The sequence below is a fragment of the Nocardia paucivorans NBRC 100373 genome, from assembly GCF_000308675.1.
Taxonomy (GTDB): Bacteria; Actinomycetota; Actinomycetes; order Mycobacteriales; family Mycobacteriaceae; genus Nocardia; species Nocardia paucivorans.
Genome location: NZ_BAGE01000046.1, coordinates 172,101 through 190,943 on the forward strand (window position 1 = coordinate 172,101; position 18,843 = coordinate 190,943).

The 18,843-nt window shown below is 68.2% G+C and carries 16 protein-coding genes; 4 read left to right on the top strand and 12 right to left on the bottom strand.

Annotated features, from left to right (window positions below):
- Positions 1 to 133 precede the first annotated feature (133 nt).
- Complete coding sequence (locus ON32_RS16555) at positions 134 to 487, bottom strand: hypothetical protein (RefSeq protein ID WP_157224213.1); 354 nt, start codon at positions 485 to 487, stop codon at positions 134 to 136.
- Between the two features lie 302 nt (positions 488 to 789).
- Between ON32_RS16555 and ON32_RS16560 the strand changes: the two genes are divergently transcribed.
- Positions 790 to 1,224 (top strand): hypothetical protein, encoded by a 435-nt coding sequence (locus tag ON32_RS16560; RefSeq protein WP_051133330.1) that lies wholly within the window; start codon positions 790 to 792, stop codon positions 1,222 to 1,224.
- A gap of 93 nt (positions 1,225 to 1,317) precedes the next feature.
- On the opposite strand, the gene ON32_RS16565 is transcribed toward ON32_RS16560, so the two are convergent.
- The 8 genes from ON32_RS16565 to ON32_RS16600 all read right to left on the bottom strand — a co-directional run bounded on the left by ON32_RS16565 (position 1,318) and on the right by ON32_RS16600 (position 8,925).
- Complete coding sequence (locus ON32_RS16565; RefSeq protein WP_040791817.1) at positions 1,318 to 2,445, bottom strand: acyl-CoA dehydrogenase family protein; 1,128 nt, start codon at positions 2,443 to 2,445, stop codon at positions 1,318 to 1,320.
- Positions 2,446 to 2,454: 9 nt separating this feature from the next.
- A complete protein-coding gene (locus ON32_RS16570; RefSeq protein ID WP_040791963.1) occupies positions 2,455 to 3,627 on the bottom strand; it encodes an acyl-CoA dehydrogenase family protein in 1,173 nt (390 codons plus the stop codon).
- A 384-nt stretch (positions 3,628 to 4,011) separates the two neighbouring features.
- Positions 4,012 to 4,899: an ESX secretion-associated protein EspG gene (locus tag ON32_RS16575; protein ID WP_040791818.1), complete on the bottom strand. Its 888-nt coding sequence runs from the start codon at positions 4,897 to 4,899 to the stop codon at positions 4,012 to 4,014.
- Positions 4,900 to 4,904: 5 nt separating this feature from the next.
- On the bottom strand, positions 4,905 to 6,173 hold the full coding sequence (locus ON32_RS28900; RefSeq protein ID WP_040791819.1) for a PPE domain-containing protein: 1,269 nt from the start codon (positions 6,171 to 6,173) through the stop codon (positions 4,905 to 4,907).
- Entirely contained in the window at positions 6,166 to 6,570 is a 405-nt protein-coding gene (locus tag ON32_RS16585; protein ID WP_040791820.1) for a hypothetical protein, read from the bottom strand. Before ON32_RS16585 ends, ON32_RS28900 begins: the two co-directional genes overlap by 8 nt.
- Before the next feature lie 34 nt (positions 6,571 to 6,604).
- Entirely contained in the window at positions 6,605 to 7,321 is a 717-nt protein-coding gene (locus ON32_RS16590) for an alpha/beta hydrolase (protein ID WP_040791821.1), read from the bottom strand.
- A gap of 84 nt (positions 7,322 to 7,405) precedes the next feature.
- Positions 7,406 to 8,068: a phosphoribosyltransferase gene (locus ON32_RS16595; RefSeq protein WP_051133332.1), complete on the bottom strand. Its 663-nt coding sequence runs from the start codon at positions 8,066 to 8,068 to the stop codon at positions 7,406 to 7,408.
- A gap of 11 nt (positions 8,069 to 8,079) precedes the next feature.
- The gene (locus ON32_RS16600; RefSeq protein WP_051133333.1) at positions 8,080 to 8,925 is read right to left on the bottom strand and encodes a carbon-nitrogen hydrolase family protein; all 846 of its coding nucleotides are present in this window, start codon (positions 8,923 to 8,925) and stop codon (positions 8,080 to 8,082) included.
- Positions 8,926 to 8,987: 62 nt separating this feature from the next.
- On the opposite strand from ON32_RS16600, the gene ON32_RS16605 reads away from it, so the two are divergent.
- Together ON32_RS16605 and ON32_RS16610 are read left to right on the top strand one after the other, a co-directional pair.
- Positions 8,988 to 10,781, top strand: coding sequence for a DEAD/DEAH box helicase (locus tag ON32_RS16605; protein WP_040791822.1), 1,794 nt, complete (start codon positions 8,988 to 8,990; stop codon positions 10,779 to 10,781).
- A 195-nt stretch (positions 10,782 to 10,976) separates the two neighbouring features.
- A complete protein-coding gene (locus ON32_RS16610) occupies positions 10,977 to 14,438 on the top strand; it encodes an AAA domain-containing protein (protein ID WP_245551098.1) in 3,462 nt (1,153 codons plus the stop codon).
- Between the two features lie 72 nt (positions 14,439 to 14,510).
- Here the strand turns inward: ON32_RS16610 and ON32_RS16615 are convergent, their stop codons facing one another.
- A complete protein-coding gene (locus tag ON32_RS16615) occupies positions 14,511 to 15,689 on the bottom strand; it encodes an amino acid deaminase/aldolase (protein ID WP_040791824.1) in 1,179 nt (392 codons plus the stop codon).
- A gap of 87 nt (positions 15,690 to 15,776) precedes the next feature.
- Positions 15,777 to 16,268 (bottom strand): TetR family transcriptional regulator, encoded by a 492-nt coding sequence (locus tag ON32_RS16620; protein ID WP_245551100.1) that lies wholly within the window; start codon positions 16,266 to 16,268, stop codon positions 15,777 to 15,779.
- A 381-nt stretch (positions 16,269 to 16,649) separates the two neighbouring features.
- On the opposite strand from ON32_RS16620, the gene ON32_RS16625 reads away from it, so the two are divergent.
- A complete protein-coding gene (locus ON32_RS16625; protein WP_040791967.1) occupies positions 16,650 to 17,408 on the top strand; it encodes a tyrosine-protein phosphatase in 759 nt (252 codons plus the stop codon).
- Positions 17,409 to 17,454: 46 nt separating this feature from the next.
- Here ON32_RS16625 and ON32_RS16630 read toward each other — a convergent pair whose 3' ends face one another.
- On the bottom strand, positions 17,455 to 18,816 hold the full coding sequence (locus ON32_RS16630) for a class I adenylate-forming enzyme family protein (RefSeq protein WP_083874580.1): 1,362 nt from the start codon (positions 18,814 to 18,816) through the stop codon (positions 17,455 to 17,457).
- Positions 18,817 to 18,843: the final 27 nt, after the last annotated feature.

The following is an 18,843-nucleotide window of genomic DNA, read 5'->3' on the forward strand; positions in this document are numbered from 1 at the left end:
AATCGACGCGGTCGACGATGACGCGTCGATGCGCCCAACGTTATCGCCCCGGACCCGCCCACGGACGCCTTCACACAAAACCGATACCCGGGCGGCCTCGGCCGTTCCGGGTGCTACCGCGAATGGGTCGGGCTCAGCCCGCCGAGGCGGGGTCCGGCCCGCCCGCACGCAGTTTGAGCAGGACCAGGCCGGCGGTACAGGCCAGGATGAGCCCGGCCACGGTGATCTCCACGTGCAGGCCCGCGATACCGAGAACCGCGCCGACCAGACCACCGACGAAGAACAGCCAACCGAATACCCGGGATACGACCCTGCCCGTCCCGTGTGGACCCGATTCGGCGCCCGCGCTCCGCGTCTCGGCGACCTCGGCGACCGCCTCGGAGCTCACGACCCGGGCTTCGAGATCCTCCGACTCCACGTCGGACGCCTCGCACACCTCGGATTCCTCGACCGCGTCGGGTAACCGGGTGGTCGTTTGGTCTCCCATCATCCACTCCTCGATGACGCCGTTCGTAACCCGATCCGCATGCGAACCGTTCGATATACGCTCATCCGGTCGTCCCGGCGTCCCTTGCGCAACTTCGGCCACATACGCTACGGCCACCGTTGGCCGATTGTGACCTGACACGTACCCCAAACACACCGGCGAGATCAATTCGATATCTGAACCAGAGATATTTCATTACCCATCGGTCCTGGTATCGCCGCTTTCGGCCCGATTCGTGACTGGTCGGTACCCACCGGCCTCGATTAAGGTGGGCCCACTGAGATCTCACAGGAGCGTCACCGATGGAGAGCAGCAGAACGAAGGTTGCCGGTCCGCTGGCCGCCGCAGGTGCAGTTTCCCTCGGCCTGGTACTCATCGGGGCATGCGGAATCGGCCAAGAGGACACCTATGTCGCCCCACCACCGATTCGATCGGCCCGGGAGTCGGCACCGGCTCCACGGCCCGCGGATACCACCACCGTGACGGTTGCGAAGGTGAACATCCCGCCATCCCCCACCTGGCAGATCGCTCCCGAGGTCACCGCGCCCCGGCGGACGCTTCCGACGCAGTACCTTCTGTCGACCACGCCGGCCGCCCGGGAAAGCGAGCCCGCCGACGAAACCACCTCCACACCGTCGTCGAGCGAATCCACCTCCGAGGACCGAGGCGATACCACGGAGCCGGATGGCACCGCCGAGACCACACCGACGGATGGCGGCGCACCCACCGAGGAGTGAACACGACCCCGCCCGGAAAACGCGGGGCCGGCGCCCGGCGGTGCGCACCACCCGACGCCGGCCCTCCCGGCAATGGACCCGATGTCCGAACCGCTACAGCTCGGGCAGGTCGTACTCCCCGACATTCCCGGCGAGAATCCGCAGATGCTCCAGGCCACCGCCGAGAGTCCGTTCGATCGCGGTCAACCGGGCCACATAGTGACTCACCGGGTATTCGGCGGTGACACCGATACCACCGTGCATCTGAATGGCCTCCTGCCCGACATGGCGGGCCGCGCGACCGACCTGCAACCGGGCCCGGGACACCTTCACCTGGTCCTCGTCTCCGTCGACCAGCGATGCGGTGAGGTAGTAGCTCATGCTGCGGGCCAATTCCAGCGAAACGTACATATTCGCGGCGCGCTGGGTGAGCGTCTGGAATTTCGACAGGGTGACCCCGAACTGTTTCCGGGTCTTCAGATAGTCGGTGGTCAACCGAAGCGCCTCCTCCATCGCCCCGATGGACTCCGCGCACAGCCCCGCCTGGGCATGGGCGAAAACCGAGTTCACCGCGGCGGAGGCATCGACGGCCGAGCCGAGCACCTCGGCCGGGGCAGAGTCGAACTCGAGTTGCGCACCGCGCTGTCCGTCGACGGTGGAGTACGGCCTACGGGTCACACCGGCGCCGTCGGCGGGCACCAGGAACAACCCGATACCGCCCTCCGGCAGGGCCGCGCTGACCACCAGTTCATCGGCGCAGTCCCCGTGCGGCACCGGATTCTTGACACCGGTGAGCACATATCCGTCGCCCTCGGCCGCCGCGGTGGTGGCGATCTCGTGGTCGGGCCAGCGCGACCCGGGTTCGGCGTGCGCGAAGGCGAGCAACCGAGCGCCGGAGGCCACCTCGGACAGAATCCGCTGCCGCTGCTGCGCGGTGCCCGCCCGGGCGACGAGCCCACCGGGCACCAGCACGGCGTCGAGTAGCGGTTCCGGTGCGAGCCGACGCCCGATCTCCTCGAGCACCAGCATGGTCTCCACCGGACCGGCACCCATACCGCCATCCTCTTCGGCGAAACTCAGCCCGAGCACACCCAGCTCGGCCAATTGACCCCAGACGTCGCGGCTCCAGCCGAGGTCGGTTTCGGTGACCTTCAGGCGGGATTCGGCGTCGTAGTTGCGCGCGAGCAGGTCACGCACGGTGTCGCGGAGTAGGACCTGTTCATCGGTGAGATCGAAATCCATGTCCGGGCCTCACAATCCGAGGATCGTGGAGGCGATGATGGTGCGCTGCACCTCGCTCGAGCCTCCGTAGATGGTTGTCTTGCGGTAGTTGAGGTAGCTCGGGCCGCTACGTTGCGCCCATTCGGGCGAGGCGATATCCGAGGCGCCGACCGGGAGTGCGTCGGGACCGGCGATATCCAGCAGCAGTTCGGTCGCGGCCTGCTGTAGTTCCGAGCCTCGCAGCTTCAGAACCGACGAGGCGGGGTTGGGTTTGCCGTCGGAGGAGTTCGACACCACCCGCAGCTGGGTGAGTTCCAGGGCGAGCAGTTCGTTCTCCAGTTCGGCCACCCGGGCGGCGAACAGCGGATCCTCGAGCAGGGTGCCCGACCCCGATTTGGTGGCCGCCGCGTATTCCTTGGCCAACCCCAGTCGCACCTTGGTACGGCCGACACCGGTGATTCCGGTGCGTTCGTTGCCGAGCAGGAACTTGGCGTAGGTCCAGCCCTTGTTCTCCTCACCGACCAACTGATCGGCAGGTACACGGACATTCTCGAAGAAGACCTCGTTCACCTCGTAGCCGCCGTCGATGAGCTTGATCGGGCGGATGGTGACACCGGGCGATTTCACATCGAACAGCAGGAAGGAGATACCGGCCTGTTTCTTCGGGGCGTTCGGGTCGGTACGGACCAGACAGAAGATCCAGTCGGCGTTCTGGGCCAGGGTGGTCCAGATCTTCTGGCCGTTGACGATATAGGAATCGCCGTCCCGGACCGCGGTGGTGCGCAGCGAGGCCAGGTCGGAACCGGCGTCGGGCTCGGAGAAGCCCTGGCACCACCAGATGTCCAAGGCGGCGGTCGGCGGGAGGAAACGCTTCTTGAGTTCCTCCGAACCGAAGTGCGCGATCACCGGACCGACCATCTGGGCGTTGAACGTCAGCGGCTCGGGCACGCAGGCCAGCTGCATCTCGTCCTGCCAGATATGGCGCTGCATCGGAGTCCAGTCCTTGCCGCCCCACTCCACCGGCCAGTTCGGCACGGCCAGACCATGATCGTTGAGGATCTTGTGCGTGGTGACGATGTCCTCGCGCGACAACTCCAGACCGTATTTGACGCGCTCACGAATCTCGGCGGGAATCTCGGTGCGATAGAACCGTCGCAGTTCGTCCCGGAATGCGACCTCATCGGGGGAAAGAGCTAGTTTCATACGCATCTCCCTGCGTGTCTCGAATATCCCGCCATCAACCTACCCTTCGGTAATCATGCTCTGTCGAGTGGATCACAGTCGAGAGGCGGCGAACCCCGGCGCGTGCCTCGGCCCGGAACGCGCGAATCCGGCCGTGACGGGTGTCGACAGCAGCCACCGCCAACGGCCCCGGCTCGGCTGTGGGCCCGATCGGCCCCGGGCACACTCCGCGTGATGACACCGACCGTCGGTATTCCGAATGTCCCGGCCGGAACTTCGACGCCCGCACCATCCGGCGGCCCGATATCCCCTTCGGCTCTCGGGCCCACCCCGAAAGGAACCGGATCCGCGCGACCGACCGGGCAAACCCGGACCGTCCACCGGACAACCGGCCCGAACACCCGGTCAGCCGTCGGCGTAGACCATGGTGCGGCGACCCGCCGCGACCATGGTGCGCAGGGCAGCGGCAAACCCGTCGGCGGTGACCGGCTCGATATCGACCTGTTTGCCGGTGCGCACCGTATAGCGCCCATCACCGGTCACATCGATCCAGCACAGCACCCCGAACGGCCGGGAGTGACCGCCCTGGTGCACCGACACCACGATCTGCCCCAGGCCATCCCGACGCCGGGCCAGCAGCCTGCGGATACGCGTGGACATGGCCGGCCCCTCCACCGGAACGGTCACCAGATCGCGGCCGTCCTCGACCACCCGGTCGAGCGGCGCGCCCAGCCGCGGACCACCACCCGCCGGCACCGGCGGTAGCGCCCGGATCACACGCGCGGCGAGCGAACCGACACCACCGACGGATATCCGCACCCGCGCTCCCCGGTCGGCGCTCTCCCCCGGTTCCTGGGCCACGACCACCGCGATATTTCCCGCCACGGCGCCGAGTACCCGTATCGGCTCCCCTCCCGAGAGCGCGCGGGCGCGCTCCGCCTCCGCGTCGGGGTGCCCGGGCCCGATCACCGCACCGAGCCGACCGGCCCCGTTCTCGTCATCTGCAAACCGGATGCGGTATCCGGACGCGCCGCGAGAGGGGGCCGTATCACTTCCCCCGCCCGCGCAACCCCCCTGTCCGAATACTTCGACACTTAGATCGGGGCGACCGATTATCCGCAGCGCCGCCTCCAGATCGGCGTCGAGAGCGCGGTCGCACCACGCGTTCAACTCGACCGCCTGCGCAGCGCGTTCGGCGCTGTCGCGGGCCGAGGGTCGAACCGCGAGCGGATAGGGTATCCGGTCCCCGTCGGTACGTGCCCAGACCAGGGCGAACTGGTCCGGGGTGAGCATCCAACTCACTCGGGTTCGGCCCACTCACCCAGAACGGGCGGCGTGGTCGGGTCCATGGCGCCGACGAGTTCCCCGGCCTCTTCGCCCGGCTCCAGGAAGGACAATTCCTCGTCGGGGAAGTGCAACAACTCGTCGTCCTCGTCGGATCGGGTTCGCGCCTGTGATGTGGCGGTGCCGGGCGCCCCCGTATTCGCTCGCACCGTATCGGAAGCGATGGCCCCGCCCATGAGGCCGCCGATCGCCCCCGCACCCATACCCGTGACCGTCTCGCTTCCCGTGTCGTTCCGGGACTCCTCGCGCTTACGCTGCTCCTGGGAGGCCGACGCCGGCGCGGTGACAGGCAGACCGGCCGATACGGTCGCCGGGGCCGTACCGGCGGCCCCCGGCGTTGTCGGAGCGGGCGGCACCGGCGGCACGCTCGGTGCACCGGATGCGGGAAGGGATGCGGCGGCCGCGGTGGTCGTGCCCTGCTCGGCGGCGCCCACGACCTCTGCGCCGGCCGATGCCGCGAGAACGGCGGACGGCCCGCCGTGCACCGCGGTGGCGGTGGCCGGCGCCGTGGCATCGTCGACATCGGATGCCGGGGACGAGATCGAAGCCGGGACGGGCCGGGACGGGGACTGCCCCGTCACTGTTTCCGGAGCCGCGCTCGATTCGGGCCGCACCGGAGCCGAGACCGGTGCGCCCGCGGCTTGCGTCCCTATCTCGGGCAACTCGGGAAAGGCCGGGACCTCGGATCCGGTCGGAATGAATACGCCCGCGTACACCGTCTCCATCACCCGCACCGCGTCCTGGCGGGCATCCTCGGCCCCGCGTTGCACGGCGATATTGTCGAGGGCCGCCGCCGGACTCAGCAGCGCGGCGGCGAGATCCGGTTCGGCGGTAGCGGGTTCGGCGATCCCCGCGCGCAATGTTTCGGCTGCCTCACCGGCCCGACCCAGCCGCTGTCCGACCGCCGCCAGAACATCGGCCAGATCCCGACCGACCTGTTCGAAATCGCGAACCGCCGCGGCGGCCTGGTCGGCCGCCGCGCCACGCCAGCCGTCGGCGACCGCGGCGCGGATTTCCGTATGCGCGGTGGCGACCGCGTCCGACAGACCGGTCGCCGCGTCCTGCCATGCCTGGTGACCGTTCTGCAATACCACCGGGTTCATCAGCGACACCCCGGCATGGATCTGTCGATGGGTGAGATTGTCGAAAACCTCCACCGTCGGCGCGTAGTCGGGATCGAGCCGATGGGCACCGCGATGGGTGGAACGGGGCAGCTCACGCATGGAAACCTCCCGCCGGTACGGCGCCGTCGCCGGATTCGCCCACCCGACCCAGCAGGGCCGCCGTATCGCCGTCGACCTCGTGATAGGCCGTGGCCGCCGCCCGGAAGATCCCGGCGAGCCGGCGTGCGGTGTCGGAATATCGGCGCAATGCGTCGATCGCCCCACCGGCCTTGTCCTCGAAACCTCGCCGGAGGGCCGCCCCGGAATCGAAACCACCGAAACCCGGTAGGGACAGTGCGGCGGTGAGGGTTTCGATCTGCGCGTCCACCTGATCGGCCAGTTGTTCGTAACGCTGGGCACAGCGTTCGTGGGCGCCGTCGGCGACCAACATCCCATCGATCCACAACTGTCCGTCCGCGACGGCCGAGTCGAGCGCGGCGATACTGTTCGACTGCACCCCGTCCCCCTTCCTGATCCGCTGTGCGCGACAGCTATCGGTGGCTGTACCCCGCCGCCACGACCACTTCTCGTATCCACCGCACGATATCGGCACCGACTCGCGCGTGTACCCGCTCGTGCAGCAGATCGTGTCCGGCATCGGAATACTCTCGTAAATCTACCGATTCGTGACGGCTCGTCCAGACCCGCACGGGATCTATCGGCGCGCGACGATCGTCGACCCCATGCACCGCCAATACCGGAAGCCGCTCCGGCAGCGGCGTTCCCGGCGCACCCGGCGCCCCACCGCCCAGCGCCCGCCGAGGAGTACCGCACAACACCAGACCGGCCAATACGTCGACATCCACGGCGGGGACCGACGGATAATTCACGGCGTCCGACGGCTGCTCCGCATCGGCCGGCACCGCCGCGCCCAGTATGGCCAGGACGGTGATCGCTCCGAGCGAATGCCCCATGAGAAACAGCGGTATATCGGGGCGATCCCGGCGCGCCAACTCCAGCAAGAGCACTGCGTCGGCCACGAGTTCGGGCAGCGAACCCGGCCGCTTCGGATCCCCTTCGCTGAGTCCGTGACCGGCCGTATCCAATGCCCACATATGGAATCCGGCGTCGTTCACCTGCCGGGCGAACCGGTGGTAGTGCCCGCTGTGCTGGCCCATTCCCGGCAACAACACCAGACCTGCCGACGCCTCGTCGACCGGCCACATCCGATGGTGCAACCGGCCGCGGGCACCCTCGAAAAAGCCCATGCCCCAGATTGTGGCAAAGAGTCGAAGTTTATCGGAGTTTATTGTCAGACAAGCATTCTCGACGAATTTGTACTAGATCCTGTACTAGGATCCGTCGCCCGATCCGAATGTTGTCGGTCCTCGGGAGCCGAGCAGTTCCGTCACCTCGTCGTCGTCGAGCTGATGAAAATCGAGGTAGGCTCCGCCGACCCCGCCCAGCGCCGCGGGCACCAGCGGACACACCAGCTCGTCGACCTCGGCCTCCACCCGACGCATCGCCTCGGGCGAGGCCACCGGAACCGCCACCACGAGCCGAGCGGGGCGCTGGGCCCGCGCCACCCGACAGGCCACCAACACCGTCGCACCGGTCGCCATCCCGTCGTCGACGATCACGACGGTGCGCCCGGTCAGCGGTATCGGGGCGGCATCCGCGCGCCAGACCGAGCGGCGCCGGCGCAGTTCGGCGCGTTCGACCCGCTCGATCTCGTCCAGTTCGCTCGGTTCGAGTCCGGTCTGGCGCAGAACCTCCCAGTTGATCACCCGAACGTCGCCCTCTCCGATCGCACCCGCCGCCAGTTCCGGTTGCCAGGGCACCCCGAGCTTGCGGACCAGCAGAATGTCCAGAGCGCCGCCGATCACCTCGCGGACCGCGGCGGCAACCGGGACCCCGCCGCGCGGCAGACCGAACACCAGCGGATTCGCCGCGCGCAGGTGTGTCAGATGGTGGCCCAGCACGCGTCCGGCATAGGTGCGATCGGGATAGGTCATCACCTCGAACGCTACTCCGTCGCGATGGTGTAGCGCCGTAGGGCGAAGCTCGGATTGACGGCTCGCACCCGCGCCAGCCGATCGGTGTCGATATGGGCGTAGGCCACTCCCGGTTCGTCGGCCAGCTCGCTCAGCACCATCCCGGTGGGGTCGATGATCATCGACGCGCCCGCCCCCCGAGGCGCGCACTGGTCCGCCGCCGCCACATAGACGGTGTTCTCGATGGCCCGGGCGCGTAGCAGCGTCGTCCACTGGTCGACCTTGCCCGGTCCGGGAATCCACTGGGCGGGTAGCAGCAGCACCTGCGCCCCCGCCGCGGCGAGGCGCCGAAATCCCTCCGGGAAACGCAGGTCGAAGCAGGTCTGTAGCCCGAAGACCACGCCGTCGGCGGTGAAGGTGGCAGGCTCGGCGAGCGGACCGGGCCGCACGATATCGGATTCCCGCTGCCCGAACGCGTCGTAGAGGTGCACCTTGCGGTAGGACGCGACGAGCGTTCCGTCCGGGGCGAGCGTGACCAGCGTGTTGTGGATCCGGCCGTCGCCCGCTTCCGTGGTCTCGACCACGCCGGCGACCAGGTACACCCCGGTCTGCGCGGCCAGTTCGGCGAGGCCGGTGACGAACGGACCGGTGAGTGGTTCGGCCGCATCGAGCACCCGTCGATCCAGCCGGGCGACCGCGAACATCGAATACTCCGGCGCGACCACCACCCGGGCGCCGTGGGCCGCCGCCGCCCGCACCTGTTCGGCGAGCGCCGCGAGATTCGCAGACCGGTCGATATGGGGCGCGAACTGCACCACGGCGATATCGGTCCGGGCGGCTTCCGGCGGCGCGGCGGTGGTCGAGGTATCGGCTTCCATGGCGCTCACCGTATTGGCCCGGTGGCCGGTACTACCAGGACCAGGCGGTAAACTACTGGTCAATGAGCACCAATCAGGACGCCGGCGCAACCGACGATATGGTTCGCGAGACCACCGAACCCGAAGCCGCCGGCCCGTCCTTCGCCGATCTCGGCATCGATGACCGAATCCTCGCGGCCATCGCCGATGTCGGTTACGAATCGCCCTCCCCCATCCAGGCGGCCACGATCCCGCCCCTACTGGACGGCGCCGATGTGGTCGGTCTGGCCCAGACCGGCACCGGTAAGACCGCCGCTTTCGCCATTCCCATCCTGATGGGCCTGCTGCGGCGGCGTCCCACCGGCAAACAACCCACCGCGTTGGTATTGGCCCCCACCCGCGAACTGGCCATCCAGGTCGCCGAGGCGTTCGGCCGCTACGCCACGCATATGCCGGAGGTACATGTCCTGCCCATTTACGGCGGGCAGAGCTACGGGGTGCAGCTGTCCGGTCTACGCCGAGGCGCGCAGGTGGTGGTGGGCACCCCGGGCCGAGTGATCGACCACCTGGAAAAAGGCACCCTGGATCTGACCCGGTTGCAGTACCTGGTGCTCGACGAGGCCGACGAAATGCTGAAGATGGGGTTCCAGGAGGATGTGGAACGCATCCTCGCCGATACCCCCGACGACAAACAGGTCGCGTTGTTCTCCGCGACCATGCCCGCGGCCATCCGCAAGATCGCCGAGAAGTACCTGCACAACCCGGTGGAGATCACGGTCGAGGCCAGGACCACCACCAACACCAATATCACCCAACGCTGGGTGCAGGTCTCCCACCAGCGCAAACTCGACGCGCTCACCCGGATTCTCGAGGTGGAGCCGTTCGAGGCCATGATCATCTTCGTCCGCACCAAACAGGCCACCGAGGAATTGGCCGAGAAACTGCGCGCCCGCGGTTTCTCCGCGGCGGCGATCAACGGCGATATCGTGCAGGCGCAGCGGGAACGCACCATCGGCCAACTCAAGACGGGCGCACTCGACATCTTGGTCGCCACCGATGTCGCCGCTCGTGGTCTGGACGTCGATCGCATCTCGCATGTGGTCAACTACGACATCCCACACGACACCGAGTCGTATGTGCACCGAATCGGTCGGACCGGTCGGGCGGGACGCAGCGGCCAGGCTCTGCTGTTCGTGGCGCCCCGGGAACGGCATCTGCTCAAGTCCATCGAACGGGCCACCCGGCATCCGCTGACCGAGATGCAGCTGCCCAGTGTGGACGATGTGAACGCGCAGCGGGTGGCCAAATTCGGCGACGCCATCACCGAAAGCCTCAACTCCGACAATCTGGCCCTGTTCCGCGGCCTGATCCAGGACTACGAACGCGAGCACGACATCCCGCTGGTCGATATTGCCGCGGCCCTGGCGGTGAGCGCGCAGGACGGCGACAATTTCTTCCTGGAACCCGAGCCGGAACCGGTGGAACGTCCCCGTCGGGAACGACCCCCGCGTGCCTTCGACAGCGAGCGGCGCGCGACCGGTCGCCATCGGGTGACCGGTGCCGAACTGGCCACCTACCGGATCAACGTCGGCAAACGACATCGGGTGGTTCCCGGCGCGATCGTCGGTGCCATCGCCAACGAGGGCGGTCTGCGGCGCAGTGATTTCGGACATATCAGCATTCGCCCCGACCACAGCCTGGTCGAACTGCCCGCCCATCTGCCGAAGGAGACCCTGGAGGCGCTTCGCGGAACCCGGATCAGCGGAGTGTTGATCCAGCTACAACCGGACCCCGGCCCGCCCGGACATCGCGGTGTCGGCCGTGGACCCCGGCGGGACGGCGGCAAACGACCGGATCGCCGCAAACCACGTTCCTGAGTCGCGTCCCGCGCGGCCATCCCTTCCGCCCGGTCTCGTACCGATCCGACCCGTGACCCGACCGACGGCGGCACTGGTTACAGTGTTGCCGGCCGGCGCGCGCCCTGGTTCGCACCGGCCGGTATCCCACCGAACGCGGGAGGGCCACGGTTGTTCATTGCCGGTGATCGGGTCATATGCGGTACCGCGGATCTCGTGCGCGCCGCACGATGCGAATTCGCGGTATTGCGCGCACTCGATGTCGCACTGGGCACCGTCGCCGCCGATCCGGCCCTCCCGGACGATCTCGACACGGTCCGGTATGCGGACGATCCCCTCGTCCCGCCGCCTCAGGACTCCACCGCCGGCCGACCCGGAACCGAACATCCACTCGCCGATGCGCGCCGGCGTCACGGTACGGACTCGACCGAAATCCATCCCCCCGTCCCCGACCTCACCCGGCCGGCCGAGTACCTCGCCGCCCTGTCCGCGGCATATGAACGCACCTTGGCCGTGGTGCGCGGCGGCGTCCCGACCGTCACCGGCGCGCTGTTCCTCGATGGCGATTTCGTCTCCCGCGCCGATACCCTGGTGCGCACCACACCTGGCGGCCGCTATCGCGTACTCGGTGAGGCCGCCGAACCGGACCATATCGTCATCACCGCCATCCGGGCCGCGGCCTGCGCCCATGCTCTGGAATGCGCCGGAGTATCGGTCGATCCGCTGGTGGAGGTTCGGGTCGACGACCGTACTCGCCCCATCGCGCTCACCGACGCCCTCCCGGTATACCGGGCCCGGCGGCGCCGGATGGAACGTATCGTCGCCGAACAGCTCGACGAGCTCCTGCCGGTGCAGTGGAGCGATCCGCGCTATCGGGCCTGCGGTCGCTGCCGCACCTGTACCGCGGCGCTGACCGAGTCCCGGGATCTGCTGCTGGTGGCGGGTATGGATTCGACCATTCGGGCCCGGCTGCGCGAGGCCGGTATCACGACCATCGACCGACTGGCCACCTCCCCCCTCGACCTGCCCTCGGCCGTCCACTCGGTCGTCCCGAACGGAATACCGACCCGCACCCTCGCCCGGCTTCGCCGCCAGGCCGAGATCCAACTCCGGCAGGAAGGTTCCGGTCGCCCGGAGCATATGCTCCTCGATCCGACCACTGTCGCCGCGCTCCCGTCGCCCTCCTCCGGCGATCTGGCCCTGACGGCGCGCCGCGTGGCGCCGCAACGGCTGCGGATCGAACTCGGCGACCGCACCACCACGCTGTTCTCCCACGTTATCGCCGACCCGACGAGTCCGTACCTTTCGCTCGAACGACACCACCGTTCCCACGTCGAGCAGCGGCGAATCCTCACCGAACTCTTCGATATCGTCGCCGACCGGCGCGACCATCATCCGGATCTGCGTATCTACCACTACGGCGCGACGGTACGGTCGGCGCTGCTGTCGGCGAGCGGACGCCTCGATACCGGTGAAGAAGCCCTCGACGAATTGCTCCGCGCGCATATCCTCATCGATCTGTACCCGTTTCTCCGCGGCGCGGTCCTGGTCGGTGTGCGCCGCTACGAACCGGACCGGTTACGCGTCCTCCTACCGGACTCCGGGTCCCCGAACGAACCGGACTCCCGTGTTCTATTGCGGCTGCGGGACTGGCTGAGCGCCCGGATCGCTCCGGCTCCGGCGGAAACCGGTGCGAGCACCGGCCCGTTCCATCCGAACCCCACCGCACCCCCGTCGTATCCGAGTTCGGTCGAGGCCGCGCTCGCCGAATACGCCGAGACCGCACGCACCTCCCCGACTCCCGCCGGACGGGCCTTTGGGGCGGCTCCCCCGCGCCCCGACGCCCCGCTCCCCTCCGATTCGGACCGCGCGTCGTTCGTGCCGGGACCGCCGCTCGACTCTCGACGGGTGGCCGCGCTCACCGCCGCGGCGCTCGGGTACCACCGACGCGAACGGCAAGCCGCTCGGTGGAATCATCTCGACCTGCTGAACCGCCCTTTCGAGGAATGGCCGGGCATATCCGAGGCGATGGTCGTCGAAGGAGGCACGGTCGATACGAAATGGCATCTCGGCCCGCGTGGTGACACCATGCGCCGGTTCTTGACCCTGACCGGCCGAATCGGTACCGGCGGGTTCGCCCCCGGCACCACGGTGTACACCTGCTACGACCGTCCCGCACCCGGTATGCGTACCACCGCCACCGCGCACGGACTCGCGACCGCCACCGTTCTCGGCTGTTCGGTCGACGCCGAATTCGCGGATACCGTACGGCTGGAGGAAGAACTCGCCCCCGGCTGCGCCCCCTATGAGGATCTCCCCGCCGCCATCGCGCCTCGACCGGCGGTCTATATCGACGCAATCGAGGCCGGGGTCGAATATCTCGGGGGGCAGCTGCTCATGGCGCTGCCCACCGTCCCGGAGACCGCGATCTTCGATATCCTCGCGCTCCGCGCGCCCCGCCTGCGCACCCGCGACGCGCTACCACCGGTATCCGGTGATCCCGTGGCTGCGATCACAGCGGCGCTGCATGATCTGGACCGTTCCTATCTGGCCGTCCAGGCCCCCACCGGCACCGGCAAAACCGCGATCGTCGCCACGGTCGTCGCCGAACTCGTCACCCGGCATCATTGGCGGGTCGGGATCGTCGCGCCCGCGCCCGTCGTGGTGGAGAATCTGCTGGACGCCGTGGTTCGCGCCGGGGTGCTACCGGAACTGGTGGCCAAGCAGGACGCGGTGACCGTGGCCCCCGAATGGACGGTCGTTCCGCCCGCCCGCTGGCCACGTTTCGTGGAGAACGCCATCCGAGGAGGTGTGCTCGGCGGGTCGGCCAAAGATTTCGCCGACCCGCGCCAGGTGCCCCTCGAGGCGCTCGACCTGCTGGTGATCGCGGACGCGGGCGTATTCGCCCTGGCGGATGCCGTCGGAGCGGCGGGAAGCGCCCGCAATCTCCTGGTTCTCGGCGATCCGGCCACCGGCCATGGCCGTCGGACGCGTTCGGCCGGAGCACATCCGGAGCCGGTGGACCTGCCCGTTCTCGAATGGCTCACCGAGGGACGCGACGTCCTACCCGCGCATCGGGGCTACTTCCTGGACCGCACACGCCGATTACACCCGAGCGTGAGCGAGCCGATCTCCCACCTCTACTACGACGGCAGGCTCCGGTCCGAGATCGCCGGCACCGCCACCGACGAGCCGGATGTGGCCGAACCCGGTATCAGCACGGTGCCGGTGCCCCATCACGGCAATTCCACCGTGTCCGACGCCGAGGCCCGCGAGGTGGTGCGGCAGGTGCGAATATTGCTCGGCCGCTCGTGGATATCGGGCGCGTCGAGCGAAAGGCTGCGCCCGCACGATATTTTCGTGGTGACGCCCTATCGGGCACAGGCCAACCGGGTTCGCACACTGTTGGCCCAGGCCAGAATCGAGGACGTCCTGGTCGGCACACCCGAGTTGTTCCGTGGGCGGGAGGCCGCGGTGGTGCTGTTATCGATGGCCACCTCCACCCCTGACGACGCCCCGGACGGGATGACCTCCCTGATATCACGCAGGCTGGTTCACGACGCCCTGTGCCGAGCCCGCTGGAAGGCGATCGTCATCCGCTCACCATTACTGACCGAATATCTGCCGGACACACCGGAAGGCCTCACCGAACTCGCCCGTTTCATCCGACTGGCCTGAGTTCATATCCGAACCGATCGCCCGCTCGAAACAGGTCTTACCCACCCGCCGATTAGACCGGTAGCGATACGATCAGCCGAAACACTGCCCCTCACCTCGATATGTCGGCACCGCCGTCCGGTTCCCGTGGCCGTCCACCAGATACAACCGGTCGAACCGTTCGCACAACTCACCCGCCTTCGCGTGCCGGAACCACACCCGGTCGCCGATGGCCGGCCCGGCCGCACCCGCCAACGGTGTCTGCACCTCCCCCGCGCCCTCGGTGCCGAGCAGACGTAATCCCTTGGGCCACACCGGTTTGGGGACCCGAGCAGCCCCGGGCGGACCGGACGCGATATAGCCGCCGGCGAAGACCGTCGTTATCCGAGGGGCCGGTTTGCGCAGTACCGGCAGGGCGAAATAGAGCGCGGGCCGTGCGGTGAAGGAGCGGTAATCATCGAACAGGGTCGGCACGTACAGCCCCGAGCCCGCGGTCACCTCGGTGACCCCTTCGGCGGCGGCAGACAGCTCCACCGACCCGGTGCCACCGCTGTTCACGATCTCCAGCGGCCCGATCACCGACACCACCGCGTCCAGGACCGCCGCGCGCCGCCGACCGATCTCGGCGGCGGAGACCTTCTTCATGAGGCGCACCGGCAACGAACTGTCCGGAAGGCCGGCGATCTGCGCCTCGTAGGTCATCACACCCACCACCTGGAAACCGCGTTCTCGTGCCTGCGTCGCCAACCGTGCCGCCTGGTCGGGGGTGCGAACGGGCGAGCGTCGCACCCCCAGATGTAGCGGACCGATCCGCAGTGAGGCATCCACGTCCAGACAGATCCGGGGACGCAATCGGTCGGAGCCGACGGCGGCACGGATCAGATCGAGTTGGGCGATATCGTCCACCATCAGGGTGATGGCCTCGGACAGCCGCGGATCGCCGGCGAATTCGGCCAACGCCGCCCGGTCGACGGTCGGATAGCCGAGCAGTACGTCACGCGCGCCGTGGCGAACCAGCCAGATGGCCTCGGCCAGGGAGTAGGACATGATGCCGGCGAACCCACCGGCGGCGGTCAGTTCGCTGCCGAGGACCAGTTCCAATACCGCACGACAGCGCACGGATTTGCTCGCCACCCGAATGGGTCGGCCCGCGGCCCGGCGCACCAGGTCGGCGACATTGGCGTTCATGGCGTCCAGATCGAGTACCACGAGCGGCGGGTCCAGCTCGGCGGTGGCCGCGTGCAGGGCGGCAAATGGCGAAGTCTCGCTCATTCCGCCCACTCAACCATTCAACTGGTCAAACGTCCAGTGTCGCGGACAGGCGATATCGCCCCTCCCAAGCGCGAAGGGGGAGAACTTCTACAGACACACTGCACGAGCGGACAGATTGGATACCAGATCGTCGAAGGCCACCAGAACCGCCTCGTCGTCACAATCGGCCAACCAGCGCAGCACCACACCCTGGACCACCGAGATGGCGCATGCGGCGATGGACTCCACCGGTTCCAGCCACTGGCAGCCGGATAGTTCGGCGCAGAGCGCGAGACCGGCGGCCACCTCGCTCTCGCGCCTGCGCACCCGCGCAGCGATCACGGGTTCGGGTGAATACTCGGATCGGTGATCCCAGTGCTCACGCAATTGCCGCACGGTCCGCTCGTAGGCAAGGGCCTGCTGAGCCGGGTCGGCCTTGATCGTCGGCCAGTACGCGCTCAGCCCGGCGTGCAGCAATGTTCGCAGCGCGCGCACCCCAGTGGTATCCAGAGAGGCCGCCACCGTACGGACGGCTTCCGTCACCTCGACCGCTATGCGGGCGCTTCGACGGCTTTCCAACGTTTCTCCACGTGCGCTCAACAACAGCTCCCTCGCAGATGGTTCCGCGCTCCGGGCCACACACGCGGCTCCGAGGCGACCGACTGGATCAGCGGCAGAAGTCGGGATGTTCGATTGATCCAGTCCAACCTTCACCGATATTAGAATGTTTGCAGAGTTCAGGAATGTTTTAGATAACGATTCTGTACTCGAAGATTGTTTTTCACCCCAAAGGGAACCCCACACCCTGTGAGCACCCGCACCTCGATGCGATCCCGGTCCGCACCAGGCCGGTCAGCGGGACTCTCCTCGCCCCTTCCCATCGACAGGCCTTCGACCACTGTACTTCTATCGGGACCCGCACCCGCTACGTGTGCTCCATCACACAGCCGGCTGCCACCGGGGCGCCGCTAGCCTGTGTCGGTGACCAGCTCCACACCCGGCGACCATCTCCACATCCGCGGCACCTTCAATTACCGCGACCTCGGCGGCCTCCGCACCATCGACGGGGCGAAGCTCCGCTCGGGAGTACTACTGCGTTCGGCCCAGCTCAGCCGAGTCGACGAAACCGGACACGCCACGCTGCGCGAGCTCGGCGTCCGCGCCGTCCACGACCTGCGCGGCCATCAAGAGATCGAACGCGCCGGACACGATCGCCTACCCCCGGATATCCGCCTCGTCGTCACCCCCTTCCACGACGATACGGTCGCCACACCGCCCCATGAGCAGACCGGGGAGGCCGCCGCGCTCTCCGCCCGCGACTACATGTTCCACACGTACCGCACCTTCCCGGCGCACCCTCGGGCACATGCGGCCATTGCGGCGATCGCCGAATCCATCCTCGCCACCGACGGCGCCGTTCTGGTGCACTGCGCGGCGGGTAAGGACCGCACCGGCTGGGCCGTCGCCACCCTGCTGCGGGCGGTGGGGGTCACCGAGGAGGACATCTTGGCCGACTACCTGCTCAGCAACCGCGCGGTATCGGAACTGCGCGCGGCCATGCGGGAGGAGTTCGGCGCAGACCGGGAACTGGCCGACGATCTGCTGGGAGTGCGGGAGGAGTACCTGCGGACGGCCTACGACGCGGTACGGGACCTACACGGCGAGTTCGAGACCTACATGGACGCCATCGGCCTGACCCCGGACCTGCGCACCCGTCTGCGCGCCCGCATGGTCGACTGACCGGGGACCCGCGCACGCATCCGGTTCGCGCCCGTCACCGACACCGCTACGCGCTGCGGCGCACCAGACCGTCGGTACCGATGGTGACCTGATGTCCGGTGTGGAACCACGTCCCGGTGAAGCGGGCGGCGGTGCTGCGCGGATCGTTCCAATACCTGCGGGTCACATTCGGCCCCCGGCACAGCAGCTCGCCGTGCCCGTCCGCGGCCCGCGGCCCACACAACGCGAGCTCGGTACCGCCGAAGGGGAGGCCGAGCACCCGACCGTTCTCGTCGTCGGCCGGACCCGCCGCGGGACCGATGGCCAGCCCGATTCCGCTCGTCTCCGTCGCACCCCACAGCGACCACTGCCGGGCGGCGGGAAACACCCGATGGAGCTTCTCGGCCGTCCCGATGGCCGACGACCGGGACGGTTCCGGGAGCTCTGTGGCGTGCCGACCGGCCGTGCTGATCCGCACCACCCGATCGGTGGGCAGCCCCTCCGCGTGCTGCCCGGCCAGGGTGGGCAGCATAGCGTCGAGGATCCCGGCATTCGCCGAGATCATATCGATTCGCTCGGTGACCAGGGCCTTCCGGAGGACTTCCAGCGGCCGATCGACGGTGGGCGCCAGCACCACCGTGCCCCCCACCGCGAAGGTCGGCAGCAGTTGATCGACACAACCGCCGGCATGCGCGAGCGGTAGCAGCACCAGATTGCGCAGCCCCTCCGGCGACAGCTCGAGCGCCACGACCATGGAGCGGATCGCCGAGAGCAGATTCTCGTTGGTGAGCTCGACACCCTTCGGCGGCGATACGGCCGAACCGGCACCACCGGTGTAGCAGAGCAGAGCCAGATCGCTCAGCGCCGCTCCGTCGTCGATGAAGGGCGCTCCGTCGGGTAGATCGGCCTCCCGGTGCGCCTCGGGCCGGGTGGCGCCGCAGCCGCGCTCACGCGAACCCAGCACATAGTCGGCCTCGCTGTCGGCGATCACCCGTTCGGCCACGGACTCGGGCAGTCCGTAATGGACCAGCACCGGCACGGCGCCGCTGAGCAGCGCACCGAGAAATGCCTGCACCCAGCGCACCCCCGGTGGCATGTGCACGGCGATCCGGTCGCCGTAGCCGATACCGTGCTCCTGTAGACCACCCGCCACCCGCGACGCCGAATGCCACAGCTGCCGGTAGGTGAGCCGAGGGCCGCCGATCTCGACCACGGCCTCCCGCTCGGCGAACGCGTGCACCTGCACATCGAGCAGTTCGGTGAGCGCGGGACTGAGATTGCCGTAGCGCAGCACCCCGTCCGCGCCTCGGGACAGGGGCGTATCGGACCGGATTCCCGAGGCGGGGTACTCGACCAGCCGCGACGACGAATCGCTCGCGCTGCTCGGGGGAGACAGTGGTCCGCGGGTTGCCGTAGTGCCGTCGTGCATCGGACCTCCGCGTGCTCGAAAAGTCGG